Annotated in this window: 16 protein-coding genes; 8 read left to right on the top strand and 8 right to left on the bottom strand. The window is 62.8% G+C overall.

From position 1 onward, the window contains the following. The 4 genes from AC3IR3_RS13445 to AC3IR3_RS13430 all read left to right on the top strand — a co-directional run bounded on the left by AC3IR3_RS13445 (window position 1) and on the right by AC3IR3_RS13430 (window position 4,063). On the top strand, window positions 1-1,257 hold the full coding sequence (locus AC3IR3_RS13445; RefSeq protein ID WP_489192811.1) for an ABC transporter permease: 1,257 nt from the start codon (window positions 1-3) through the stop codon (window positions 1,255-1,257). Further along, on the top strand, window positions 1,257-1,967 hold the full coding sequence (locus AC3IR3_RS13440; protein WP_489192810.1) for a DUF3299 domain-containing protein: 711 nt from the start codon (window positions 1,257-1,259) through the stop codon (window positions 1,965-1,967). The genes AC3IR3_RS13445 and AC3IR3_RS13440 overlap by 1 nt, the downstream gene beginning before the upstream one ends. 45 nt (window positions 1,968-2,012) lie before the next feature. Then, entirely contained in the window at window positions 2,013-3,284 is a 1,272-nt protein-coding gene (locus AC3IR3_RS13435; protein ID WP_489192808.1) for a GTP-binding protein, read from the top strand. Window positions 3,285-3,487: 203 nt separating this feature from the next. Further along, window positions 3,488-4,063 carry a hypothetical protein gene (locus AC3IR3_RS13430; RefSeq protein ID WP_489192806.1) on the top strand — a complete coding sequence of 192 codons (576 nt, stop codon included), beginning with the start codon at window positions 3,488-3,490 and terminating at the stop codon, window positions 4,061-4,063. 52 nt (window positions 4,064-4,115) lie between these two features. Here the strand turns inward: AC3IR3_RS13430 and AC3IR3_RS13425 are convergent, their stop codons facing one another. Then, window positions 4,116-5,015: a LysR family transcriptional regulator gene (locus tag AC3IR3_RS13425; protein ID WP_489192804.1), complete on the bottom strand. Its 900-nt coding sequence runs from the start codon at window positions 5,013-5,015 to the stop codon at window positions 4,116-4,118. Window positions 5,016-5,195: 180 nt separating this feature from the next. On the opposite strand from AC3IR3_RS13425, the gene AC3IR3_RS13420 reads away from it, so the two are divergent. The 3 genes from AC3IR3_RS13420 (at window position 5,196) to AC3IR3_RS13410 (ending at window position 7,313) form a co-directional block, all read left to right on the top strand. After that, window positions 5,196-6,044, top strand: coding sequence for an alpha/beta fold hydrolase (locus tag AC3IR3_RS13420; protein WP_489192802.1), 849 nt, complete (start codon window positions 5,196-5,198; stop codon window positions 6,042-6,044). Window positions 6,045-6,126: 82 nt separating this feature from the next. Continuing rightward, window positions 6,127-6,525 carry a DUF427 domain-containing protein gene (locus AC3IR3_RS13415; RefSeq protein WP_489192800.1) on the top strand — a complete coding sequence of 133 codons (399 nt, stop codon included), beginning with the start codon at window positions 6,127-6,129 and terminating at the stop codon, window positions 6,523-6,525. Between the two features lie 41 nt (window positions 6,526-6,566). Next, complete coding sequence (locus AC3IR3_RS13410) at window positions 6,567-7,313, top strand: SDR family NAD(P)-dependent oxidoreductase (RefSeq protein WP_489192798.1); 747 nt, start codon at window positions 6,567-6,569, stop codon at window positions 7,311-7,313. Between the two features lie 98 nt (window positions 7,314-7,411). Here the strand turns inward: AC3IR3_RS13410 and AC3IR3_RS13405 are convergent, their stop codons facing one another. Further along, window positions 7,412-8,158, bottom strand: coding sequence for an SDR family NAD(P)-dependent oxidoreductase (locus AC3IR3_RS13405; protein ID WP_489192797.1), 747 nt, complete (start codon window positions 8,156-8,158; stop codon window positions 7,412-7,414). Window positions 8,159-8,428: 270 nt separating this feature from the next. On the opposite strand from AC3IR3_RS13405, the gene AC3IR3_RS13400 reads away from it, so the two are divergent. Beyond that, entirely contained in the window at window positions 8,429-10,075 is a 1,647-nt protein-coding gene (locus AC3IR3_RS13400; RefSeq protein ID WP_489192795.1) for an acetolactate synthase large subunit, read from the top strand. A 58-nt stretch (window positions 10,076-10,133) separates the two neighbouring features. On the opposite strand, the gene AC3IR3_RS13395 is transcribed toward AC3IR3_RS13400, so the two are convergent. From AC3IR3_RS13395 to AC3IR3_RS13370, 6 genes are all read right to left on the bottom strand, one after another. Continuing rightward, window positions 10,134-11,150 (bottom strand): sigma-54 interaction domain-containing protein, encoded by a 1,017-nt coding sequence (locus AC3IR3_RS13395; protein ID WP_489192793.1) that lies wholly within the window; start codon window positions 11,148-11,150, stop codon window positions 10,134-10,136. A gap of 117 nt (window positions 11,151-11,267) precedes the next feature. Beyond that, window positions 11,268-14,216 (bottom strand): DUF6519 domain-containing protein, encoded by a 2,949-nt coding sequence (locus AC3IR3_RS13390; RefSeq protein ID WP_489192791.1) that lies wholly within the window; start codon window positions 14,214-14,216, stop codon window positions 11,268-11,270. A 22-nt stretch (window positions 14,217-14,238) separates the two neighbouring features. After that, window positions 14,239-16,416, bottom strand: coding sequence for a hypothetical protein (locus AC3IR3_RS13385; protein WP_489192789.1), 2,178 nt, complete (start codon window positions 16,414-16,416; stop codon window positions 14,239-14,241). After that, a complete protein-coding gene (locus AC3IR3_RS13380; protein ID WP_489192788.1) occupies window positions 16,413-19,301 on the bottom strand; it encodes a putative baseplate assembly protein in 2,889 nt (962 codons plus the stop codon). Before AC3IR3_RS13380 ends, AC3IR3_RS13385 begins: the two co-directional genes overlap by 4 nt. Then, window positions 19,301-21,925, bottom strand: coding sequence for a putative baseplate assembly protein (locus tag AC3IR3_RS13375; protein ID WP_489192786.1), 2,625 nt, complete (start codon window positions 21,923-21,925; stop codon window positions 19,301-19,303). Before AC3IR3_RS13375 ends, AC3IR3_RS13380 begins: the two co-directional genes overlap by 1 nt. Beyond that, the gene (locus AC3IR3_RS13370; RefSeq protein WP_489192785.1) at window positions 21,922-22,290 is read right to left on the bottom strand and encodes a GPW/gp25 family protein; all 369 of its coding nucleotides are present in this window, start codon (window positions 22,288-22,290) and stop codon (window positions 21,922-21,924) included. The genes AC3IR3_RS13375 and AC3IR3_RS13370 overlap by 4 nt, the downstream gene beginning before the upstream one ends. Window position 22,291 lies beyond the last annotated feature (1 nt).

The raw sequence follows: 22,291 nt of genomic DNA, 5'->3' as shown, positions 1-22,291 counted from the left end.
GTGGAACTCGTTCGGTTGACGTGGAAGAGTCTTCGACAACGCCGCGCCGGTGCTTCGCTTACCGTGTTTACGATTGCCCTGAGCGTATTCCTTCTACTTGGCGTGGAACGCGTACGCACGGACGCGCGCCAGGGATTTGCCAGCACCGTCGCCGGGACAGACCTGATCGTCGGTGCACGCTCGGGCTCGGTCAACTTGCTTCTGTATTCGATATTCCACGTTGGCGAAGCGACCAACAACATCACCTGGAAGACCTACGAACAGATCGCGGCGATGCCCGACGTGGCCTGGACGGTGCCGTTGTCGCTGGGCGATTCGCATCGTGGATTCCGTGTGATGGGGACGTCGCGAAACTTCTTTGTCCACTATCGCTATGGCCGCGGGCAGCCGTTGAATTTCGATCGCGGCGGCCCGTTCGACGATTTGTACGATGCCGTCGTCGGTGCCGAGGTCGCGCGTCGCCTGCAATACAAGATCGGTGACCGGATCGTCCTTGCGCATGGTCTGGGCGGCCCTGCGTCGGCCATGCATGCCGATAAACCGTTTCGCATCGTCGGTGTGCTGGCGCCCACGGGCACGCCCGTCGACGCGACGGTCGCCGTCAGTCTTGAGGCTATCGAGGCGATTCATGTCGATTGGCGCTCCGGGGTGCGACTGCCCGGTGCTGGTGGAAACGCGGACGATGCCCGGTACCTGGACCTCACACCGAAAGCAATTACCGCCTGTCTGGTGGGCCTGAAATCGCGGCTTTCGGCTTTCGCATTTCAGCGAGCGGTCAACGATTATCCCGAAGAGCCGCTTCTGGCTATTCTGCCCGGCGTCGCGCTTGGCGAGCTGTGGCATCTGATCGGCACGGCGGAGAATACGCTGCGCATCATCAGCGCGATGGTCGTCGTCGTGGGCATGATGGGTATGTTGACGGGTTTGTTGAGCATGCTCAACGAGCGTCGGCGCGAGATGGCGATCCTTCGCGCGGTGGGCGCGTCGGCAGGAACGGTATTCGCCTTGCTTGTCGCCGAAAGCGTTGCGCTTACCGCGGCCGGTGCCGTTCTCGGCTATCTCCTGCTATATGCGGCACTCTCGTTGAGTCATCGATATGTCCTGGCGCATTTCGGGTTGTCGCTGGATGTGGCACCGGCACGCTCCGAGTGGGGACTGTTGGCGGCAGTCATGTGTCTTGGTCTGGTCGCCGGGTGCATCCCGGGCTGGATCGCTTATCGACGTTCTCTTGCCGATGGCTTGCAGGTTCGCCTGTGATGCGTGCATGGTCATTGCTTCGGCTATTGCCGCTCGCCGCGTTGTTCCCTGGGCTTGTTGCGTGTGGCGACCGAAGCGATGCGGACTCCGCGGCAATCGCGCCGAATCCGTTGGCCGCCGCTCAGCAGCAGGCTGACGAGGGCCGTGCCCGACGCGCGGCCTCGGCAGCCGATGGCGCACTTGCTGCGGAAACCTATGCGGCATCGCGTGGCATCGTCGCGACCCAGTCCGCGCTCGGCCCATCCGATAAGGACGGGTATGCGGAACTGGACTGGAGCCAGATGGTGCCGCCGGAGGACATGAAACTTCTGGAGGACGCGCCACCCGTCCTGCACATCGGCTCGCAGCGAAGCGCGCAGGTGGGAACCCTGCATACCGTTGCGGCACTGGAGGGGCGGAAGGTTCGCCTGCCGGGATTCGTCGTGCCGCTCGAATCGGACGGCAACGGACATATGACGGAGTTCTTCTTCGTTCCTTTCTACGGCGCATGCATTCATGTGCCGCCACCACCGCCGAACATGTTGGTGCACGTCTGGCTGACTACGCCTGTCGATACACCGAGCTTGTACGACACGTTCACCCTGAAGGGGACGTTGCATACGGTGGTTACCCAAAACGCCATGGCGTCGTCGGCGTATGCCATGGATGGCGCCACGCTGGAAATCTATCGAAACGACGACGACGAACGACTTCGCAACGCATTCGAATAGAAGCGTCTGCAACAGGCATGCGCCTAAATACATCGGGAGAAACCTATGAAAAATCGTGAGCGACTCTTGCCGGTAACTGTTCTTTCCGGGTTCCTCGGTGCGGGAAAAACGACACTACTGAACCATGTCCTGTGCAATCGTGAAGGACGCCGCGTCGCCGTGATTGTCAACGACATGAGCGAAATAAATATCGACGCCGCGCTGATTCGCGACGGGGGTGCCGAGCTGAGTCGCACCGACGAGAAGCTCGTCGAGTTCAGCAATGGATGCATCTGCTGCACCTTGCGCGACGATCTGATGCAAGAGGTAAAGCGACTGGCCGACGAGGGCCGCTTCGACTATCTCCTTATCGAATCGACGGGCATTTCCGAACCGATGCCTGTCGCGGCGACCTTCCATGTGCGCGACGATGCGGGGTTCGGTCTGTCCGATGTGGCTACGCTGGATACGATGGTCACCGTGGTCGACGGTCACAGTCTTCTGGCCGACTATGGTTCGACCGACACGCTTGCCCAGCGTGGCGAGACGGCGGGTGAGGGCGATGCGCGGCCGCTGGTCAATCTGCTTACCGAGCAAATCGAGTTCGCCGATGTCATTGTCGTCAATAAATGCGATCGGCTGACTGACGATCAGCGTCTCGATGTGCACAGGGTGCTTCGCGCGCTCAATCGCGACGCCCGGCTTGTCGATGCGACTCGCGGTGAAGTCGAACTCGCCGCGGTACTCGATACGGGATTGTTCGATTACGAACGAGCACAGCGCGCGCCGGGCTGGGCCAAGGAACTTTTAGGCGAACACCAACCCGAGACCGAAGCGTATGGCATTACGAGCTTCGTCTATCGCAGCGACAAGCCTTTTCATCCAGCACGCTTTCAGGACTTGCTGACCCGCGGCATTCCCGGCGTGCTCCGAGCGAAGGGATACTTCTGGCTGGCCAACCGGATGGACTGGGTGGGCAATCTCGCGATTGCCGGAGGCGCGACCGAAACGACACCCGCCGGCCACTGGTGGGCAAGCCGGTTGCGCGTCAGGGCAGGGATGCGACGTCCGTTCGGATCGCAGGACCTGGCGGTACGCCCACCTTCCGGGAGCGAACTGCCCAGTATCGAACAGCGCCAAGCGCTGGAAGACGTATGGCATCCGATGTTCGGCGACCGTCGGCAGGAGCTGGTAATGATCGGTATCGACATGCCCGAAGCGGATATCCGCGCGACGCTGGACACATGCTTGCTGCGCGACGACGAATTCGTCCGTGGTCCCGTCGCCTGGCAGGCGTTTCAGGATCCCTTTCCCTTGTGGTCGTCCGCTGCCGGGTGAAGTCGTTTGCGCGCCATGTTTCGATGCGTCGGTTAGGCGGCGCCGGTGTCGCGTTGATCGTGATCGCCGGCGCCACATTTTTTGCGTGCGAGCCTGAGCGGCCTGACGATCCGGCAACAGTAGACGTCAAAGCAGGGCATGTCGGATTGCCTCCTCCGTTGTATGCCGTTCTGGGGCCTGAAGAGGAAAGCCTGGGGCAACTGTTGAATGACCATGATGACTTCGCCAGCGACGTCGTCTTCCTTATCGTGGCCGCGCAGCGTCGACGCTGTCATCCCGATCACGCCCACGAGCTGGGGCATATGGCGGCGGCCGCGCAGCTTCCGGTCCTGAAGGGCTCCGCGACCGCGCTTGCCGGAAAGCCGGCATGGCGCGGCCGGTTGTATGGCGCCATCCGGGAGATTGCTTCGCGTGCGCCATGCGAAGGGCGATTCGGTGCAGGGATAGGTTCGTTTAACGTAACGATCGAGCCCGCAAAGTATGCACAGGCATTTCCAGACAGCTTCTTCGAATCATCGCTGGCTGCGGCATCGGTGGAGTATGGGGGTGAGTCCCTGGGCGACCGGTCACGGGATGACTGCGTCCGTATCGCTTATGGCGCGTTGCCGCTGGACGAGACGGGAGCATGGCAATGTGCCGCCATGCGTGCCGATGCGCGAAAGCATGTCGTGGCGTTGTGTCGTCAGCGGATGGCCAGCATCGGTACTTCGGGAAGCCAGGATCAGCTTGCTTCCGCTATCCATGGCGCGGCCACACGATTGCCGGTGTCGTGTCGATAGGGCGACCGGACAGGGCGACGGGATTTCATGCAAAATACTTCATCGCTTCGACTCACGGCCGAGGCTTCGAAACGCGTGCGATCAGGTCATCCAGATGCGACAGAAACATCTTCAGGATCGGCGATTTGTTCGATTTGCTGTAGCCAACCGCCAGATCGATGGTGGGTGCCTGACCTGACAAGGGACGGCTGATTACCGACCAGGGCATTAGGTTCTGCACATAAGCGGGAATCAGTGCCAGGCCACGTGTCGAAGCCACCAGTGACATCACCATGGCAGGGTTGTCGACGACTTGTTCCGGTGTGATGTCAACGCCGGAGCGCTCAAGGTAGTCGTCGATCACCGCACGCAGCACGGTGGCCTTGTTCCCCATGCCTATGAAGGGTTCTCCCACAAGATCCTGGGGACGAATCGTGTCGCGCGACGCCAGTCGATGGTCGCTGGGCATCAGCACTATCAGCAGCTCGTGCGTCACCGGGCGGTAGACGAGTTCGTAATCGGGTTCTGCGCGCAAGAACGCGAGGTCGAGCTTGCCACGAACCAGCGCTTCGGCGAGGTCCGGCGAATAGTCGCTTGAAACGGTGATTTCGATGTTCGGCAGCTCGGCGCGAAGAATGTGCATGGCTTCAGGCAGCCAGGTCATTTCCTGCCCGGTAAGAAAACCCAGTGCGAAGCGTTGTTTACCCGGTTGCGCGGCCCTGCGCGCAGCGTCGATGGCGGCGTCCACCTGGCTCAACGCCAGGCGCGCATGGTCGAAGAACACCTTGCCTGCCTCGGTAAGGGTTACTCCCCGCGCACTACGGATCAGCAGATCCACACCGACCTGATCTTCCAGATCTTTGATCTGCCGGCTTAGCGACGGCTGCGACGTGTGCAGGCGGCGTTCGGCAGCCACCGTCAGGCTGCCCGTTTCGGCGACCGCGACAAAGTACCGGAGGTGGCGCAATTCCACGGATTCTTTTCCATGTCATGCCTATCAGGCATGGGGACCAGCTTACAAAGTCTTTTTCAAGTGCGCTACAGGAGCGGAGATTTCGCATTGTGGCGAAGCATCCCGAATCGATAGCCATGCCTGAAAGGCTCTTCCTGCGCCCCGTGATATCGACCCGAACCATTCCAGAGGAGTTCCGACTTGAGCAGCCATACCCATCAAACGGCCCCCACCCGGTACGTCGACGCCAACGGCATTCGCTTTGCCTATCGACGCTTCGGCAAAGCCGGTGGCGTTCCTCTCGTACTCAACATGCACTTCACCGGCACGATGGATCATTGGGACCCCGCCATCACCGATGGCTTTGCCAAAGATCGCGAAGTGATTCTGTTCGACAACGCCGGCATCGCGAGCAGCACCGGTGAGGTGCCGACCACCATTGAAGGCATGGCCGTCAATGCGGCGGCATTTATCAAGGCACTTGGTCTGGACCGGGTCGACGTACTCGGCTTTTCGTTAGGTGGTCTGATTGCGCAAACCTTGACCCTGGATGAGCCGAAACTCGTTCGCAAACTGATTCTGGTCGGCACCGGCCCGCGTAGCGGCGAAGGCATGTCCTCGCTCACGCCGGAGGCGCAGCAGGTGTTCGGTGCCACCTATGACGAACCGGATCATCTGTGGCTGAAAGTCTTTTTCACGGATTCGGATGCCAGCCAGACCGCGGGTCGTGCCTTTCTCAAACGCTTTCGCCAGCGCATCGAGAACCGCGATCCGGAGGTCGACGAGAAGGTGGCGCCGGCGCAGATCGAAGCGCTTACCAAATGGGGCGCTCCGCGCGAAAACCCGTATACGTATCTGAGAGCGCTCACGCAGCCGACCCTGGTCATCAACGGCGACAGCGACGTGATCATCTACACGGCCAACTCTTACATCCTTCAACAGAATATTCCCAATGCGCAGTTGATCCTGTATCCCGACGCCAACCACGGGTCGCAATACCAGTATCCCGAGCGATTCGTGCAGCACGTTTCGACTTTCCTGGCCGAATAACCCGCCAGGACAAACGCCTCTTGTCTCGCCTCTTTTACTGGGCGGGACGACCCTTCGTCGTTATCCTTCGTGGAGACAGACCGTGACCCAGCCCACATCCCCCAATGCCAGGACGATCAAGGTACCCGGAGCGGATCATCCCATCACGATCGTTCGCAACGAACAGCGCGTCGTTGTGAAGATCGCTGGCCGCACAGTCGCGGATACGGGTAATGCATTGACGCTGAAAGAGGCCAATTATCCGGCGGTCCAATACATCCCCCGGCAGGACGTCGACATGACGCTTCTGCAACGTACCGAACACGCGACTTACTGTCCCTACAAGGGCGATTGCGCTTACTACAGCATTCCTGCCGGTGGCGAACGCGCCACGAATGCGGTGTGGACGTACGAGCAACCCTACGATGCTGTCGCCCTGATCAAGGACCACGTCGCGTTTTACCCGGATCGCGTCGATACGATCGAAGTACTCGAGCACTGATATTCCCTCTACCCAATACCCCATGAAAACGGAGAAACCTCGTGAGCAACCTCACTGGTAAAACCGCCCTGGTGACTGGCGCTTCGCGCGGCATCGGCAAGGCCGTTGCGCTTGCGCTGGCCAAAGCCGGCGCGCAGGTTCTTGTCCACTACAGTAGCGCGCAAAAGGAAGCCGATGCCGTCGTGGCGCAGATTCGCACGGCGGGTGGCCGTGCCGAGAAAGTGGGAGCGGATCTGAGCGCGCCGGATGGCCCGCATGAACTAGCCAGACAGGTTCGCGGCATCATCGGCGCCCGGCTGGACATTCTTGTCGCCAATGCCGGTATCTCGAAGGCGGCATCGATCGAAGAGACCACCATCGATGATTTCGACCAGCTCTTTGCCGTCAACGTGCGTGCTCCGTACTTCCTGATCCAGCAGTTATTGCCGGCCATGTGCACGGGAAGCAATATCGTCTTCACCTCGTCGCTCGCCGCGCGTGCCGTCGTGGGCAATCTGTCCGCCTATGCGGCGACCAAGGGCGCGGTGGACACGCTGGTCAAGCATCTCGCCGCGTCGCTCGGGCCGCGCGGTATCCGCGTCAACGCCGTCGCACCGGGTGTGGTGGAGACGGAGATGTCGAACTTCACCAAGACCGAAGAGGGCCGCAACGCGGCGCTCGGCATGCAGGCGCTCAAGCGCGTGGCGCAGCCTGACGATATTGCTGGTGCGGTTGCTTTCCTTGCCTCGGACGAGGCGCGCTGGATCACGGGCGACATCTTGCAGGTGGACGGCGGATCGAAGCTGTGACGATGGCGCTCCCGTAGCGTTCTCGTCAGGCGCCACGCGCGCCATCTCACTCGATGCATCAGGCCGGATGCGGAGAAGAACTCCGCATCCGGACAGGATCAGTTGGCGGTGTGGCCGCCGTCGACGTTGAGGATATGGCCCGTGATGAATGAAGCGGCATCCGATGCGATGAATACGATAGCGTCGGCTACTTCTTCCGAAAGGCCGAGGCGACCTAGCGGAACTCCCGACACCAGAGCCGCCTTGTTCTCTGGCGTGCCTGTAAAGCGGGTCAACATGCCGGTATCCGTGGGGCCGGGCGCCACGCCGTTTACACGGATTCCCGACTGGGCGATCTCGAGCGCCACCGACTTGGTGATGCCTTCGACCGCATGCTTGCTACCGACATAGATCGAGGCTCCCGCTGCACCCTCGTGACCGTAGGTCGAGGAGATGTTGATAATGTTGCCGCTGCCCTGTCCTTGCATGACGCGCACTTCGTGTTTCATGCTCAGGACCACGCCGAGGACATTCGTGTCGAACGTCGCGGCATAGCTTTCAGCGGTCTGGTCCGTAATCGGACCAACCTGGCCTTCGGTGGCAGCGTTGTTCACTGCGATATCGAGACGGCCAAACCGTGCGACCGTCTTGTCGACCATGGCGCGGACCTCGTCCTCTTTGCGGACGTCGACGTTGATGAATTCCGCCTCCGCGCCGAAAGAGCGAAGCTCCACGGCCAGTGCGTTGCCGACCTCGTCGCGCCGGCCGGCAACGGCTACCTTCGCGCCCTTTTTGGCAAAGGCGACGGCAGCGGCACGGCCTATGCCCGTGAGGGCTCCCGTAATCAAAACGACTTGCTTGCTCATTGCGTTATTCCCGATGACAGATGGATGCATGTAACTGACTCAGGAGCAGAGATATGTCTTGTCTATCGACTATCCATGCGTCCATGGAGGCCACTGTGGGCTTCCGTGACGTGCATGGAAAAGACTTTGTAAGCAGAGGGGCATACCTCTCAGGCATGGAGTGGTTATGGTGTCGAAGCCTTCGGGAAGTTCGTTGTACTCTGGCGCCGCGCATGTGATTTTTTCCGACGTAGCCGTCGCGACGTTCCGCTTTTGAATGGGAGAGTTACCGTGGCCAAAGGCTCCGACCTGTTAGTCGCCGCTCTCGAGAACGAGGGTGTCGACCGGATTTTCGGTATCCCCGGAGAGGAAAACCTCGACGTCGTCGAGTCCATCCGGAAGTCGTCGATTCAACTCGTCCTCACACGGCATGAACAAGCGGCGGCCTTCATGGCCGCCACCTACGGCCGGCTTACCGGCAAGCCAGGGGTATGCATCACGACGCTCGGTCCCGGGGCACTGAACCTGACGACAGGTGCCGCTTATGCGTTGCTCGGGGCCATGCCGATGATCATGATCACCGGCCAGAAAGCGATCCTGTCATCCCGGCAGGCGCGATTCCAGATCGTGGATATCGTGACCGTGATGAAACCGTTGACGAAGCTTTCGCGCCAGATCGTTTCCGCAGCGTCGATTCCCACGGTCGTACGCGAAGCGTTTCGCGTGGCGGAGGAAGAGCGTCCGGGACCGGTACATCTGGAGCTTCCCGAAGACATCGCCGCCGAAGAGTGTCGGGACGTCCCTTTGGTTCCACCTCATCCGGTGGAACTTCCGCTGGCAAATGCAACGGCCCTCGATCGGGCTGCGCAGATGATCATGCAGGCGAAATCGCCGCTTTTGATGCTCGGTGCGGCGGCATCGCGTCCGCGATCGACGGCGGACCTCGCCCAGTTCGTTCTGCGGACACGGATTCCGTATTTCACGACACAGATGGGAAAGGGCACGGTCCCGGGCGGAACCGAACTCTACATGGGGACGGCGGCACTCTCCGAGCGGGACTATGTGCATGAGGCTATAGAACAGGCCGACCTCATCGTCACCATCGGCCACGACACGGTCGAGAAGCCGCCGTTCATCATGGGGATCAATGGCCCCAAGGTCGTCCACGTGGGATACCTGCCGGCCAATGTCGAGCAGGTTTACTTTCCTCAGGCGGAAGTCATTGGCGACCTGGGTCCTTCGCTGAAGCTGCTTGCGGATCGCATCGAAGGCAAGATCCCCCATGCGCAAGCTCTCCTGCCGTTGCGCGAGGGTATTCTGAACCGGATTGCCGCGCGCGCTACCGAGGATCGCCTCACGCCGCAACGTCTGGTGCACGATGTCCGCGAAGTCATACCGTCGGACGGCATCCTCGCCCTGGACAACGGGATGTATAAAATCTGGTTCGCCAGAAACTACCGGACACAGGTCGCGAATACGCTCTTGCTGGATAACGCCCTCGCCACCATGGGAGCCGGTCTGCCATCCGCGATCATGGCCGCGATACTTTATCCGGAACGCCGCATCATGGCGGTCTGCGGCGACGGCGGTTTCATGATGAATAGTCAGGAGCTGGAGACAGCCGTCAGGCTCGGACTCAACCTCGTTGTGTTGATCATCGAAGATCATGCCTTCGGCATGATCCGGTGGAAGCAGGCGGTCGATCGCTTCCCGGACTTCGGCATGACGTTCGGTAACCCGGACTTCGTGACTTACGCCGCCGCCTACGGCGCCAAGGCAACCCGGGTCGGCGAGGTCGGCGAGCTGCGACCGGCGCTGGAGAACGCATTCACGGGCGGAGGCGTGCACCTGGTCATCGTGCCGGTCGACTATTCGGAAAATACGCGGGTCCTGGTCGATGAGCTGCAACAACGGCTGCCGATAGTGCCGCGGGTTTGACGATAGCGCCGGCGCTACGGAACATTCGTCGTGCACCTGCCCGAACGAAACAGCCCGGTTAGCCCAGCTTCCCATCCGGCCAGTGCTTGCGAATAAGCCGGCAGAACGCGCTGCGTTCCTTGTGCGCCAGGCGCGCGGCGAGACTGACATTGCCACCGGCCATCGACAGCACCTCGGTGACGTAGGATCGCTCGAAGCGAGCGACAACTTCGGCTTTCGCGCACTTGAAGGTCTTTGCATGCGCGCTGGGAGCACGCGTGGCGATGCCCTCCCTGCGCGGGGAGGTGAAGTGCAGCACGTCGTCTTCGCTGAACAGGTATTCGCGGTGGATCAGGTTCTCCAGCTCACGCACGTTTCCGGGCCATGCGTAATCGCGCAGAAACGCTTCGGTCTCCACGTGAAGCAGTTTGTCGGGCCGTTGATAGCGCTGGCCAAGTCGGCGCAGGAAAGCATCGGCCAGTAGCGCCGCGTCGCCGGGGCGTTCGCGCAGGCTCGGCAGTCGGAACGCCAGTACGTTGAGGCGGAAGAACAAGTCCTGACGGAACCGCCCCTGCGTGGTCATCGCTTCGAGGTCTGCATTGCTCGACGCGATGATGCGCGTGTCGGCGTGCAGGGTCCGGCGCCCGCCCACGGCACGGTATTCCTGGTCCTGCAGGAAACGCAGCAGGACCACTTGCGTGCGCTGAGACATGGTTTCGATTTCGTCGAGCAGCAGCGAGCCGCCATGGGCCTGCGCGATCAGTCCGGGCGCGGCATCGCGTGCATCCGTATACGCACCGCGTTCGTGGCCGTACAGCTCGCTTTCCAGAAGGCTTTCGGGGATGGCGCCGCAGTTGACCGCGACGAAGGGCGCATTGCGCCGCGCACTCATATAATGGATGGCCCGAGCGGCCAGCTCCTTGCCCGTACCGGTTTCGCCTTCGATAAGCACCGGAGCGGTGCAGGCGGCGACCTTGCGGATAAGCTCCAGCGCGGCGAGGAATGCGGGCGACGCCCCGATGAGGTTGGGCCGGTCGCCGTCATGCTCCCGGCCAGGTTCGGCCAGTGCGCGATCGACCCGGTTCGACTGTTCCATGCCGCCCCCGATTCCGCATGCCGCGGATTTGGTCAGAGCAATCCCCAGCGCAGGAGATTAGCACGCGGAACGGGATCGTAATTACTTAAGTAACCAATATGTAAAGAAATTTGTGACCTATTGCCTGATGTTGAGGTCCTTCCAGGGGGCCCCGGGCGGGGCGCCATTGAGCAGGATGTCTCCCTGGGTGATGTTGCCGAGGATGGTCGCGGCAGGGCCCCGGTCGCCCAACGTCCCGGCGATGATCGAGATCGCCGGGTCCTGGCCCTGCACCTGGTTGCCGCCCACCACGACCGAGGTCGAATTCGCGATCACGGCGGGTGTGCTGTCGGTGCGCACGACGGTGCAGTGGTTGTTGCTTACGTTGCAGACGCCAGGCGCCGAGACGATCACCGCGACCGCCCGCACCCGTGCGGCGATCTGGTTGCCCGTCACTTCGATCCGGGACCCCGCATCGATCGTTTCCGGGGTGAGCTTCTTTGCTTTCGTGGCTGCAATGGCAGCAGCGGATTTCATCATCAGCAGGTCGACGTCGGTCAGCTTGGCGCGGCTTTTCGCGATGCGGGCAATCGCGATACCAAGGAAGAAGCGATCGCCAAGATCGACATCCTTGTCCGCAAGAACGACATTGCCGGTGACGTCGACCGTGCATTGCCCGTCGTCGGCCACCGTGTCCATTATCACGACGATCCCCGCACCGCAGCCGTCGATGCGATTGCCACGCACCATCAGCGACGCGAACAGGTAGCCTGCCTGGATCGCACCGTCGCGGAAGTTCTCGATGCGGTTGTCGACGACCTGCGCGTGGCGCGGCGTACCTGTCTTGCCCGAATCGTCGCCGAGCATGATTGCGCGGCCGTGGCCCTGGTCGCGTATGACCCGGATCTGCGCGAAGTCGTTGTCCACAATCGCAGCCGTCGCCGCATTGCTCACCACGCCGTTGCCGAAAACGAACAGCCGGTTGCCGCTGAAATGCAGCGCGGTGTCGCCGGCGCCGACATTTGCGATGGCGTATGCCGTGTCGGAGCACTGGCCGGCCGCGTTGCCTTCGATGCGGACCACCGAGCCGATGTCGGACTTCAGCTGGACGTTTACGGCGGTAAGAGCGCAGGTAAACGTATTGCCGGTCGCGTACAGCTCGCGCATATCGACCGGGTTGGCGTTGCCGTCCCTGGGTATTTCCGCCGACAGGCTCACCAGACCGTTGGGTGTACGGAACGTGTTTCTCTGAAGCCGCAGTCGTCCGATCTGCTTTAGCAGGCCGATCGCCACCACGGAGGGGTTGGTCGTCGCGCTCCCTTCGAGTGCCTGCGTGGATATATCGACCTGCTCGACGGTCAGGGTCACGTCCGTCGTGCTCAGCAGCACGATACCGGCAGCGTTCTCCGGCCTTTCGATGACGATCGCCATCGCCTCGATGGCGACATTCGCTTGCGCGTCGACCAGGAACGCGCTGCCGCCGAGCGCGACGACGCGCGTGGCGGTGCCTTGTCCACGAAGAGTCAGGCTGGCCCGATTCGCGACCTTTACCGGGTCTCCGAGTGGGTACTCACCCGCTTCGAGGCAGACGGTTCCGCCGGTACGCCCCACGAGATCGATGGCCTTCTGCAGTACGCCGTTGTCTTTTTTGAAATCGCCCGGCGAGATGCAGATCGTACAGGCGCATCCGTCGCTGCCTGTACTTTGCGCAGGCGGCCAGGGCTTGCGGCAGTCGGATACCGTCGTCGGCGTGGTCACCACACCGAGGCGTGCATAGTGATGATGGATACCGAGCGGTGGCGCGTCGATCAGGATTTCGACGGATGCATCGACCGTACGCGCAGCGAACAGCCAGTAGTCGCCCGTATGGAAAATGCCGCCCGCTGCCGCCACGTCGAAGCTGACGGCGATGCCATTCTCCAGTGAGATGACCGACGAGGCCGACACTGGCACGACGATGCTGCCGGTGGCGCCCGCTGCGGAAAGATCGGTGTACACCTTGATCGGCGTGACGTCGGTCTGGAAGACCTGGCCTTTCTGGTCCCAGCGCCGGATGCGTGTACCGTTCAGTGGATCGGGCGTGCCGGGAACCGTAAAGTCCGGCCCGGTGATGGCTTGTTCCACAGTGATGCTGCGCGCGACGCTGTCGACGCCGCCAGTGGCGATGCGCAGCATCATCCCCGGAAGTTGATTCAGTTCGTGCCGGTCGTCGGTCAGTTCGATCCAGTCGCCGGGCTGGAAGCTGAGTTTGTCGTCCTTGCCGACGCTGTCGACGACGAAACTCGCGTTGTTGGAGAAGCTCAGCACGTGCGCTTCGACCGATGCGTTCTCGCGCGAATACTTGAATGTGGCGATACCGGGTGGACCGGGTGTTTGGATCTCCAACCGAAACAGCTGATTGTCGGGGCCCTTGAAGCCGCCTTCGGGCGGAATGATGCAAGGATCGTCGCTGCCGAACGCCGCCACATGGGTGCTCAGTCGTCCGGCCGAGGGCGCGATGAGCGCGTTCCAGTCGGTCAGGTTGGTGTCGCACGCTACGCTGCCCGACGCGGCGCCTTTGATCTCCAGTGTTTTGACTTGCCAGACCGTCTGCGCGCGCGTCGACGTGCCGAAGCCCACGGCTTTCTCGACCAGTGCGGGCAGGTGCATGGACGTGACTTCGCGCTCCCACACATCGATATAGGCAAGGAAGATGCCCGGCTTGCTGAGGTCAGGTATGACCGGTGCGGGCAACCAGGGCTGTTTGTCGAATGGCGTAGCGCTGCTACCGCGGGATTCGGCCAGTTGCGCATCCCACGTGTCCGGGGCCACGCCATGATTTTCGGCCAGCAGTCCGTCGACGTAGATACGGCCCGGACCGATGGTCAGGCCCGTACCGGCGATGGCGATGGCAAAGGCGTCGGGCGTCGTCGCGGGCACCACGGCGTCGCCGCCGAAGGTGTCCAGCGCGGTGGCTTGCGTCAGGCGCTTTACCTGTGCGACCCATTCGTTCCAGTCCTGGTCCAGTAGCGGACGGCCCTGTTCCAGGAAAACGCCGACGAAGTTCCTGGTGGGATCGAACGTGTAACGACTGTAATCACCACTCATGGCGTTCCCCGTATGCGTTCACTCAGCTTTCGTAAAAGATGCCGGCTTCGAGGCCGACGCGAAGGTATTCGGACAGGCGTACACGCAGGTTGCCCTCGCGCTGTACGCCGGCGACGGCATTGAAAACGCCCGGTTCGCAATCGTTGTCGGCACCGCCGCGTACCGCGTCGCCACTGGACCGGTCCAGCTTCGCGTAGGCGGGCGAGCCATAACGCAGCGTCACGAAGTGCGGCGTGCCAAGGTCGACGGTATCCGCCGATTCGGGCAGGCAGTGATAGCGGCGCGGCACGCGTGCACCCGGCGACAGGTAGGTGAAACGGATGCAGCCTTCCTGCAGCCGATCGGCCGCGATGGGCGCTGACCAGTCGTCGGGGCTCGCAAGGCGGGCCATAAGGATCGAGTTGCTGACCAGAGGCAGCGTGCGTGCGTGGATCTTGCCGACCACGGTGCAGTTCACGAGGCTGAGCGCGCCACCCGCCGACTCGTTGTCGTGGTCGGCATACGCCACTTCGGTCTGGTCCGTGGCGTCGATGATGGAGTCCGCCGCGTTCGCGCTGCTGAGCGCATGCACGCGGATGCCGCCGACGATCGACTGGCGGATCGTCAGCGCCACGCCCGGCGTATCGATGTCGATGCCGGGTGTCTGGTGGTGCACCGGCGAGCCGTCCGGATGCAACGCGATGCCAGGGACCAGCGTGCAGTGCGCGATTTCCAGGAGGGCAAGCGCATTGGATCCCCCCGAGCCCACGGTCAGCGTGTCGCCTGCGATGAGCAAGCCGTTGAGACGCACGGCGGATTGCCCGCCGCCGCCGATGACCAGCGGTGCCGTGAGAACGAGGGTGGGCCGATACCCGTCGGCGGCGCGCAGCACGACCTGACTGTTGGCCGGCGCGGCGATGGCGAGCGCCTCCTCGTATCGTCCGCTGTCCCTGATCTCCACGACGCCACCCTTGGCTCCCAACGCGGCGATCGCGTCCTGGATGTGCGCGTGATGGTCGGGTACGAGGATCAGGTTCGCTGGCGCGCTCGCATCCGCGGTCTCGGCTTCGCGGTCGTACTCGCCGCCTCCCATCGGTGCACTGAATCCGTAGTGAAAATCCACCTCGAGGGACGTGCCAGCGGGAAGGTCGACACGGGCTCCGATACGGCCAAGCACCGGATCGACCGCGTACTTGCCATTAACGGTGGGCAGATGGGCCCAGGTTCCCGCGTGATCGCTCAGGTTGCAGATGCACACATCGGTTGCGGGCACCGGCGTTACGGTGCCACCCGTGCGTTCGTACAGAAGCAGGCTCAGGTCCGCGCCGTAGTAGTCGTTCTTGCCTGCATCCAGGACGCGCCGGCTGATCGGTTCCGGCACGTTGATGGGTTTGGACATCCCCGAGAACTCGACGATGGGAAGCGCGTGCGAATACAACGGTTGGTCGATGCCCAGCGGATGGAAACGCCAGCGTCGACTGTCGACGGAGACGGCCGGCGAGCCGGTCAGCGGCCACGATGCGATGCTCCACAGGAACATGCCGATATTGGGAATGTTGTAGCGTCCGCTTTCGCTCGCTATGCGACGAACATCGATGGTGTGCATCACCGGATCGAATGCCGTATTCAGACGTTCCAGCGCGTTGCCGTTGCGCATATCCGGCGACGCGAGGCATGGCGGACGGATATGGTTCATCGACTGGCTGACGACGATGCGCTGGAAAAACTCCACGGCGGTGGCGCTCCAGCCCGTGACGTCGCGCGCCAGTTGTTCAAGGCATACCACCGTGCCCTTGCGCCGGCGGTAGCCGATCGTATGCGCTACTTCGGCGCGCGGACTGGCGATAGCCGGGGTCACGCCATGCAGCATGCGGTAGCCGATCAGATCGCCGATATACGGTACGACCCAGTCCGCGCAGGTTTCGATGAACTGGTCGTCGTAGAGTTGTTCGACATTTTCCTGCAACGCGGCGATCTGCTCGGCAAGCAGACCGATCAGGCTCGCGAGCGGACCGGCCAGGCCGCGCTCTCGCACCGCGCCGTAGACCTGCTGTTGCGCGGGCGTGAGCACGCCGCCGCTATCGAGCACACCTTGCAGTTCGAGATAGTTCTGCCGATCGGCCGCGTCCAGCCAGCCCGGCGAAAATTCGGCCTGCGCCAGGTCGCGTATCCGCAATACCGCCGGCAGCAGGCGCAGCATGTCCTGCGGGTTCAGGCTCATGCCATCGCTCCCAGTTCGAACGGTGCCGGATCCAGCGTCAACAATTCCGCAGGGCTGACCGTGCCGTCGGCGCGCAGCGCGGGAAGGGCGGCGACCAGTTGGGCGACCGGCTGCGGGCCGACCGGGCCGACCTCGGTGCGATACAGCCGCTGTATGTCGACAGCCAGTACGCCGGGCACGGACTGGACGATGGCATAGACTTCGTCGATGTTTACCGGCTGACCGAACGCGCGTGCGTCGAAGGCATACGCCGCACGCAACGTCGCCATCACGGCTGCGGCCGTGGCCAAGGGATCGGCGTCCGCGGTGTAGGCGACGGCTAGTTTCAGAGTGAACGTGGCCTTCGTATACGTGTGTACCGTCAAAGGCATCAACGGGTCGCCGTACGCGCGTAGGCTCGCCACCAGATAGCTCTGTGTATCGCTTCCGTCGGGTATCGGCTTGCCGTCGGCACCGGCGATCGTGACGTGGATACCTCTGCCGGGTCCGTTGCCGATCCATATGGCGTGCGCCTTGGCGACGCCAGCGAACGCGCGTGCGTAGTCCGCGTAATCGCTCAACGACACCGCACGGTCGAGCGTGAGTATGCGCAGCGGCGCGTTCATGCGTGCGCTGCTCAGTTCCTCGGCATCCGCGCCGCCCGTGGCGTCGTTGGCATTGACGACGGACTTGACGCCGAGCGGGCGGGTGAGCAGCGAGGTCAGCTGTCCGCTGCGCAGGTTGCCGGCCGACCCGATCCCCTTGCGATAGCGCAGCCTGACATTGCTCTGACCGGTCGGCAGGCGCGCACCATCGCCACCGAAGTTGATACGGGTCACGTCCATGTCGTCCTGCCATGTGTCGTAGACGTGTTCTTTCGGGCTATGCGAATAGCGGAACGGTACCTCGGTCCAGAGCAGCGAATTGACCCGTACTTCCAGCGTCGACGTCGCGCCTTGCGGCGAACCGGGACGGGACACGTACGTCAGGGGCGCTTGTTTGAGCGTGAAGCTTTGCGCTGGCAGGCTCGCGTTTCCGCTGCCCGCGATCTCGGTAACGGTTTCGCCGTGCGTCGCGTCCGCGATGTTGGCGTTGACGGCGACGGTGGCACGGTCGTAACAGTTGACCAGGACGCTGGCCAGGGCAAGCGTAGTCGTGGTCGGCGTGAGCTTGACGGCGTCGATGCCGCCGAGCAGCGCGACCACTTCGCTTAACATCGGATCGTCGCGCGTCGCCGGCGTGAATGCCAGCGTGCCCGCCGCCGCATCCAGTTGCACGCTATGGCCGTCATGGTCGAGTACCGTCCAGCGAAGCGTGCCGGTCAGGCCCGGATTGCCGAGTGCATCGAAGGGTATCGGTTGCCAGAAACCCGGACTGATTTCGCTGGCCGGCGCGCCGAGGACCGGAAAGGTTTCGCCGGCCTGCGCCACGCGCGTGGGCTGGCCGATGAACTTCACGATGCCGGTGTCGCGGGGCAGGGTGACGCGCTGCCGTTTGCCGTTGACGGCGATCTTCTGTCCGGGAGCGAGGCCCGGACGGCTGACGCCCAGTACCAGCGTGCTGCCATAGACCGGGTAGCGCACCGGACGAAGTACGGGAATCAGTTCTTCGCTCTGCACCATGAGCAGTGTGTTGCGTGGATCGAGCGTGTCGGCGGTTGCATTGCCATCCACATGAAGGCGCGTAATTTTTGCCGACAGCGCAAAGTCGCTGCGCGATAGCTGATCGACTGCGCTGATACGGTAGAGCGAGGTGCTCAGGTGCTCCCCGACCATGGCAATCACCCAGCTGACGCCGATGTAGACTCCCGTCATGCCTCCGATCAGTCCTCCGGACACCGGGCCCAACCCCTTGGCAAGCGTCGCTTCGGTCATGCCGCTTGCTTGCGTGACCGATGCGACCCAGCTTCCGCCAACCACCTTTGAATACAGTGCGTCCAGATCGAACGGGCCCGTCTTGGGTACTTCGAGATTCTTCCATTTGTACTCGGGTACTTTCGATCCATCGAAAAGTGCTTTGTTGCCATCGTTGACAAGCAAGTTGGCATCGGGCGCGGCGGCTCCGAACAGTGCGGCGCGCTGACGAAATACGTGTGCGCGGAAACCGTTGGTGGCAGTGGCGTCCCACGACGCGGTCAACGGACGCGTCCAGCTCAGGCGCGTGATATCCAGCGACTTGTCTTCTTCCACACGATCGATCCAGACGACCAGCGACGGATCGCTCGCCGGAACCGAGCTATAGCGTGCGGCGGTTACCAGTGCGATCGCATCGCCTTGCGAAATCTGCAAGCCGGTGCCCGCGACATACAGATCGGTGGACCCGGCCGCAATCAGCGGCAGAGTGGAACCCACCACGGGCATGGCGTTCCATTCGACGCGCGCAGGGAGGTCGACGACTGTTTCGAAGGTCTGCGCCATCTGCCCGGGATCGGGGATGCTCTGCACGCGCGTACCGGCCGGAATAGTGACCGGCTGCGCGGCGAGCGACAGTTGTCCCGGCGAGGGCTCCAGCGTGAACGCAAGCGACGTGCTGGCGGCGACACCGGGCGCGGCCCTGTAGCCGGTCAGGCGCGCCAGTTCGATAACCGAACGGCGTTCGGTCGCCGTGCGCAGGAAAGACTCGTTGATGAGGCGTTCCTGATAGAAGGTCACCACGTGGGCCGCGCAGGCGACCGCGTCGCACACAGCGACGGTCCAGTCCATGCCTTTGTCGCCGTCGACGCGCGCGGTGAGCCTGGACAAGGCCGGGTAGTCGGTACTGGACAGACGCGCGAGCATGCTCGCGCGGAACTGAGGCTGCGTACCGATGCGATAGGCAACGGTCTGCAGGCCGGGTGCGTTGTAGATCGCTTCCGGGGTTTCTTTGTCGGTGCCGGTGCAGCAACCGCATGTCATCGGATCGGCCATCATTTGCCTCCGTGGACGTCCAGGCGAAGCACGCCGCGCTCGGGATAATTCGGATCGTTATCCAGGCGAGCGATCTCGAACGGGCCGATGGGCAATCGTCCGTCGAGCAGGTAGGTAGCGTCGTTGGTGCCCTGGCGCTGGAACGTGGTGACCTGTACCGACGCGACGCCGGGTACGTCGTGCGCAGCCTTGTAGATGCCGCTCAGATAAACACTTTGCCCGAAGCTGTAGTTGTCGGCATGGAACAGACCCATGCCGCCGTCGGGGAGGCGGCGGTTGCCCAGGGTAAGCAGCAACTGCTGGCGGACGTCGCTACGGAAATAGTCCGGCTTCACGCAGATATGCAGCGAGACTTCCAGCGGAACGTAGTGTGGATCGTTGACGGACACATCCTGGCCCGCCATACGGAAAAGATCGATCAGCGCGGGCAGTTGGTCCTTCACGTCCTTCACGTCGGCACCGGCGATGGCATCGGGCGTGATCTGCACCGTGTACCAGCTCCCGGTCCAGCGCAGCGATGCAGCCGCCCGCTGGATGCGTGGGTCGCGTTCGGCGACGTGCGCATAGTCGTCCATCGTCACCGCGCGTTGCTGGGTGCGGAAGGCGAAAGGCGCGCGCTGGCGCACGGACTCGGCATCTTCCGCGTCGACGCCACCAGTGGCGGGGCAAGGATTGCGCACGGCATCGATCGCGTTCGTGCCGGCTACGACATGCGCGATGCTGTCGGCACCTACGTTGCCCGCCGTGCCGTTGCCGGTGCGATACCACGCGGCGAAAGCCGTCATGGGAGCTGCGCGCATGGCACGGTTGTCGTCGCCGTAGCGAAAACTGGCCCGAGCGCGCTCGTCCACTTCCACCACCACGTGCCGGTCGACCGGGTTGCTTCCGAGCAGACTGCGACGGGGTTCCCACGCGTGCTCGTGCGCGTCCAGCGTGCCGATCAGATGTACTTGCGGCAGCACTTGTTCCATGGCGACATTCACCGCCGCCGATGCCGGACCTTTCGGATCGTATGGATCCGGTTGTGTGCCGAAGATCTTGCCGCCGGTGTCCACCAGTTTGCCCGCGGCCTGCGTGAGCGGCGTGCGCTGCAGCGACGGACGGTAGCGTGGCGGTATCGCTTTGGGTGTGCGCGGATTGCATGGATCGTCGCAGCAACTGTCGACCGTAAACAGCGTCGGCGAAGGCACGACGCCCAGGTCTTCGCCGTGTGCTGTGTCGAGTCCTTCGGGAAAGGACTGGCCGTGATCCACCAGGACCATGTTCCCACGCGCGACACTCACGTCGGAGCAGGGTTTGCCGTCGATGATCTCGCTGATGCACAGCGCGAACGGCAGCGCGTCGGCACCGGCCCAGGCAATCTGCGTGATGAGTGAGCCTTCCACCGGATCCTTGCCTGTCGCATCGACGGCGGTCAGGCGCACGACGTGGCGGTGGAAAATATCCGCATCGCCGGGTTGACCCGTGTGCGGACCGATGCGTTCCTCGAAAACCATGACGTCGCCAACGGCCAGACCCGTCAGACTGCCGGCCAGCGTGGCCGACGTAGCGCCGCTCGGCAGACAGCAGCGACTTTCGCTCCAGGTGTAGAACGACACCTGGTTATGTTCCGAGCGCAATGTCTGGATGTAGCCGGTGGCCTGAAGCGTCGGGTCGAGCATGGCCTCGAAGACCAGTGGCCCCGTGCGCATCGCATCGTCCAGCACCGGACCGACGGGGATTTCCGCGGGAAATCCGGCGCAACGCGTCAGGAAACGCGTGCCTGCGAGAGGCAACGCCACGGTACCGGCCACACGGATGTGTACCCACGCACGTGCATTGCAGCCGTCGTGCATGGGGTAGTCGACCAGGGTCGCATGCCGACGCAACGAGATGCGTCGCCGTGCGGTGCTGAAGTACCCTTCCGTCGAGGCGGCATCCTGCTGATAGCTCAGCTGGTCGTGTGCATAGGCCATCAGTTCGGTCACCGCCATACCGAAGTCGGCTTCGCTGGACTGCTCCCAGGCCGGTACCAGTTGCGCCAGGCGGTCGAGCATCAGGCGACGGAAGCTTGGGTAGTCCTTCGCCAGATAATCGATGTCCGGTATGTCGCCGTCGATGCCGATACACACATCCGGTGGTTTGCAATCGAAGTCGGTGGGGCATTGCACCTTGAATGCAAAGTCGATCTGCGAGAGTTGTGGGTCGAAACCCGCTGGCGGCGTATCGACAGTGGACGATGCCACCACGTTCAACGTATAGGTCGAGAAGTCGCCGGCGACGGCGGTGCGCACGATTAGCGTCGAGGTGGCATCGGTGAGTTTGCCGATGACGGCGAGCGTGCCTGCCTCGGCCGCCGCGGTGTCCGGTGGAAGCGGCGAAGCGAGAGGCAGCGGAGTGGGGGACGCCACGCCGGCCCATTCGATGGCAATGCCGACGATACGCTCGCCGCCGGTGAGCCTGACGTTCTTAGCCGAAAACCCGGCCGGCAACGGCTTCAGGAAATGCACCAGCAACGTACGCTGGCGTAACGGATCGGTATCGGTCAGATCATGGTCGATGACCTCGAGGTAGTCGAGCCCGTTGAGCGCGGAATGGTTCAGTACGCGCTCGCGACGGTCGGCGGTGCAGCAGCGGTAGATCACGGTGCGCCCTCCACGCTGCGCTGGAACGTTTCCATCCGCCATTGCCCGGAGGTCAGTCCCTGGTAAGTCACGCTGATCGTCAATGTCGCGTCATCCACTTCGACGCTGACGTTGCTTACCGTCAGGAGATGCCCAAGCCAGCGCTGCAATCCACTCTGGATAAGCACCTGCGTCGCGCTGGCCAGTTCGAAGCTGTTCGGTGCGAAGACCATCTGCATGACGCCGCTGCCGAAGTCCGGCAGCATCACCCGCTCGCCGGGTGACGTGAACAGCACCTGCTCGATCAGGTCGCGCAGGTGCGTGTCGTCCGTTGCCTCGGCGGTGTACCCGCGATGATCGAACCGGTAGGGATAGGCGAGATTCACA

The organism is Luteibacter sp. GL_149, assembly GCF_057834065.1.
The sequence above is the reverse complement of the archived record's forward strand: the minus strand, read 5'-3'. Positions and strand labels throughout refer to the sequence as shown.

Coding starts and splice junctions, on each gene's coding strand:
- AC3IR3_RS13405 (WP_489192797.1), bottom strand. CDS start 8,158: ATGAGCAAGCAAGTCGTTTTGATTACGGGAGCCCTCACGGGCATAGGC.
- AC3IR3_RS13440 (WP_489192810.1), top strand. CDS start 1,257: ATGCGTGCATGGTCATTGCTTCGGCTATTGCCGCTCGCCGCGTTGTTC.
- AC3IR3_RS13385 (WP_489192789.1), bottom strand. CDS start 16,416: ATGAGCCTGAACCCGCAGGACATGCTGCGCCTGCTGCCGGCGGTATTG.
- AC3IR3_RS13395 (WP_489192793.1), bottom strand. CDS start 11,150: ATGGAACAGTCGAACCGGGTCGATCGCGCACTGGCCGAACCTGGCCGG.
- AC3IR3_RS13435 (WP_489192808.1), top strand. CDS start 2,013: ATGAAAAATCGTGAGCGACTCTTGCCGGTAACTGTTCTTTCCGGGTTC.
- AC3IR3_RS13390 (WP_489192791.1), bottom strand. CDS start 14,216: ATGAGTGGTGATTACAGTCGTTACACGTTCGATCCCACCAGGAACTTC.
- AC3IR3_RS13380 (WP_489192788.1), bottom strand. CDS start 19,301: ATGGCCGATCCGATGACATGCGGTTGCTGCACCGGCACCGACAAAGAA.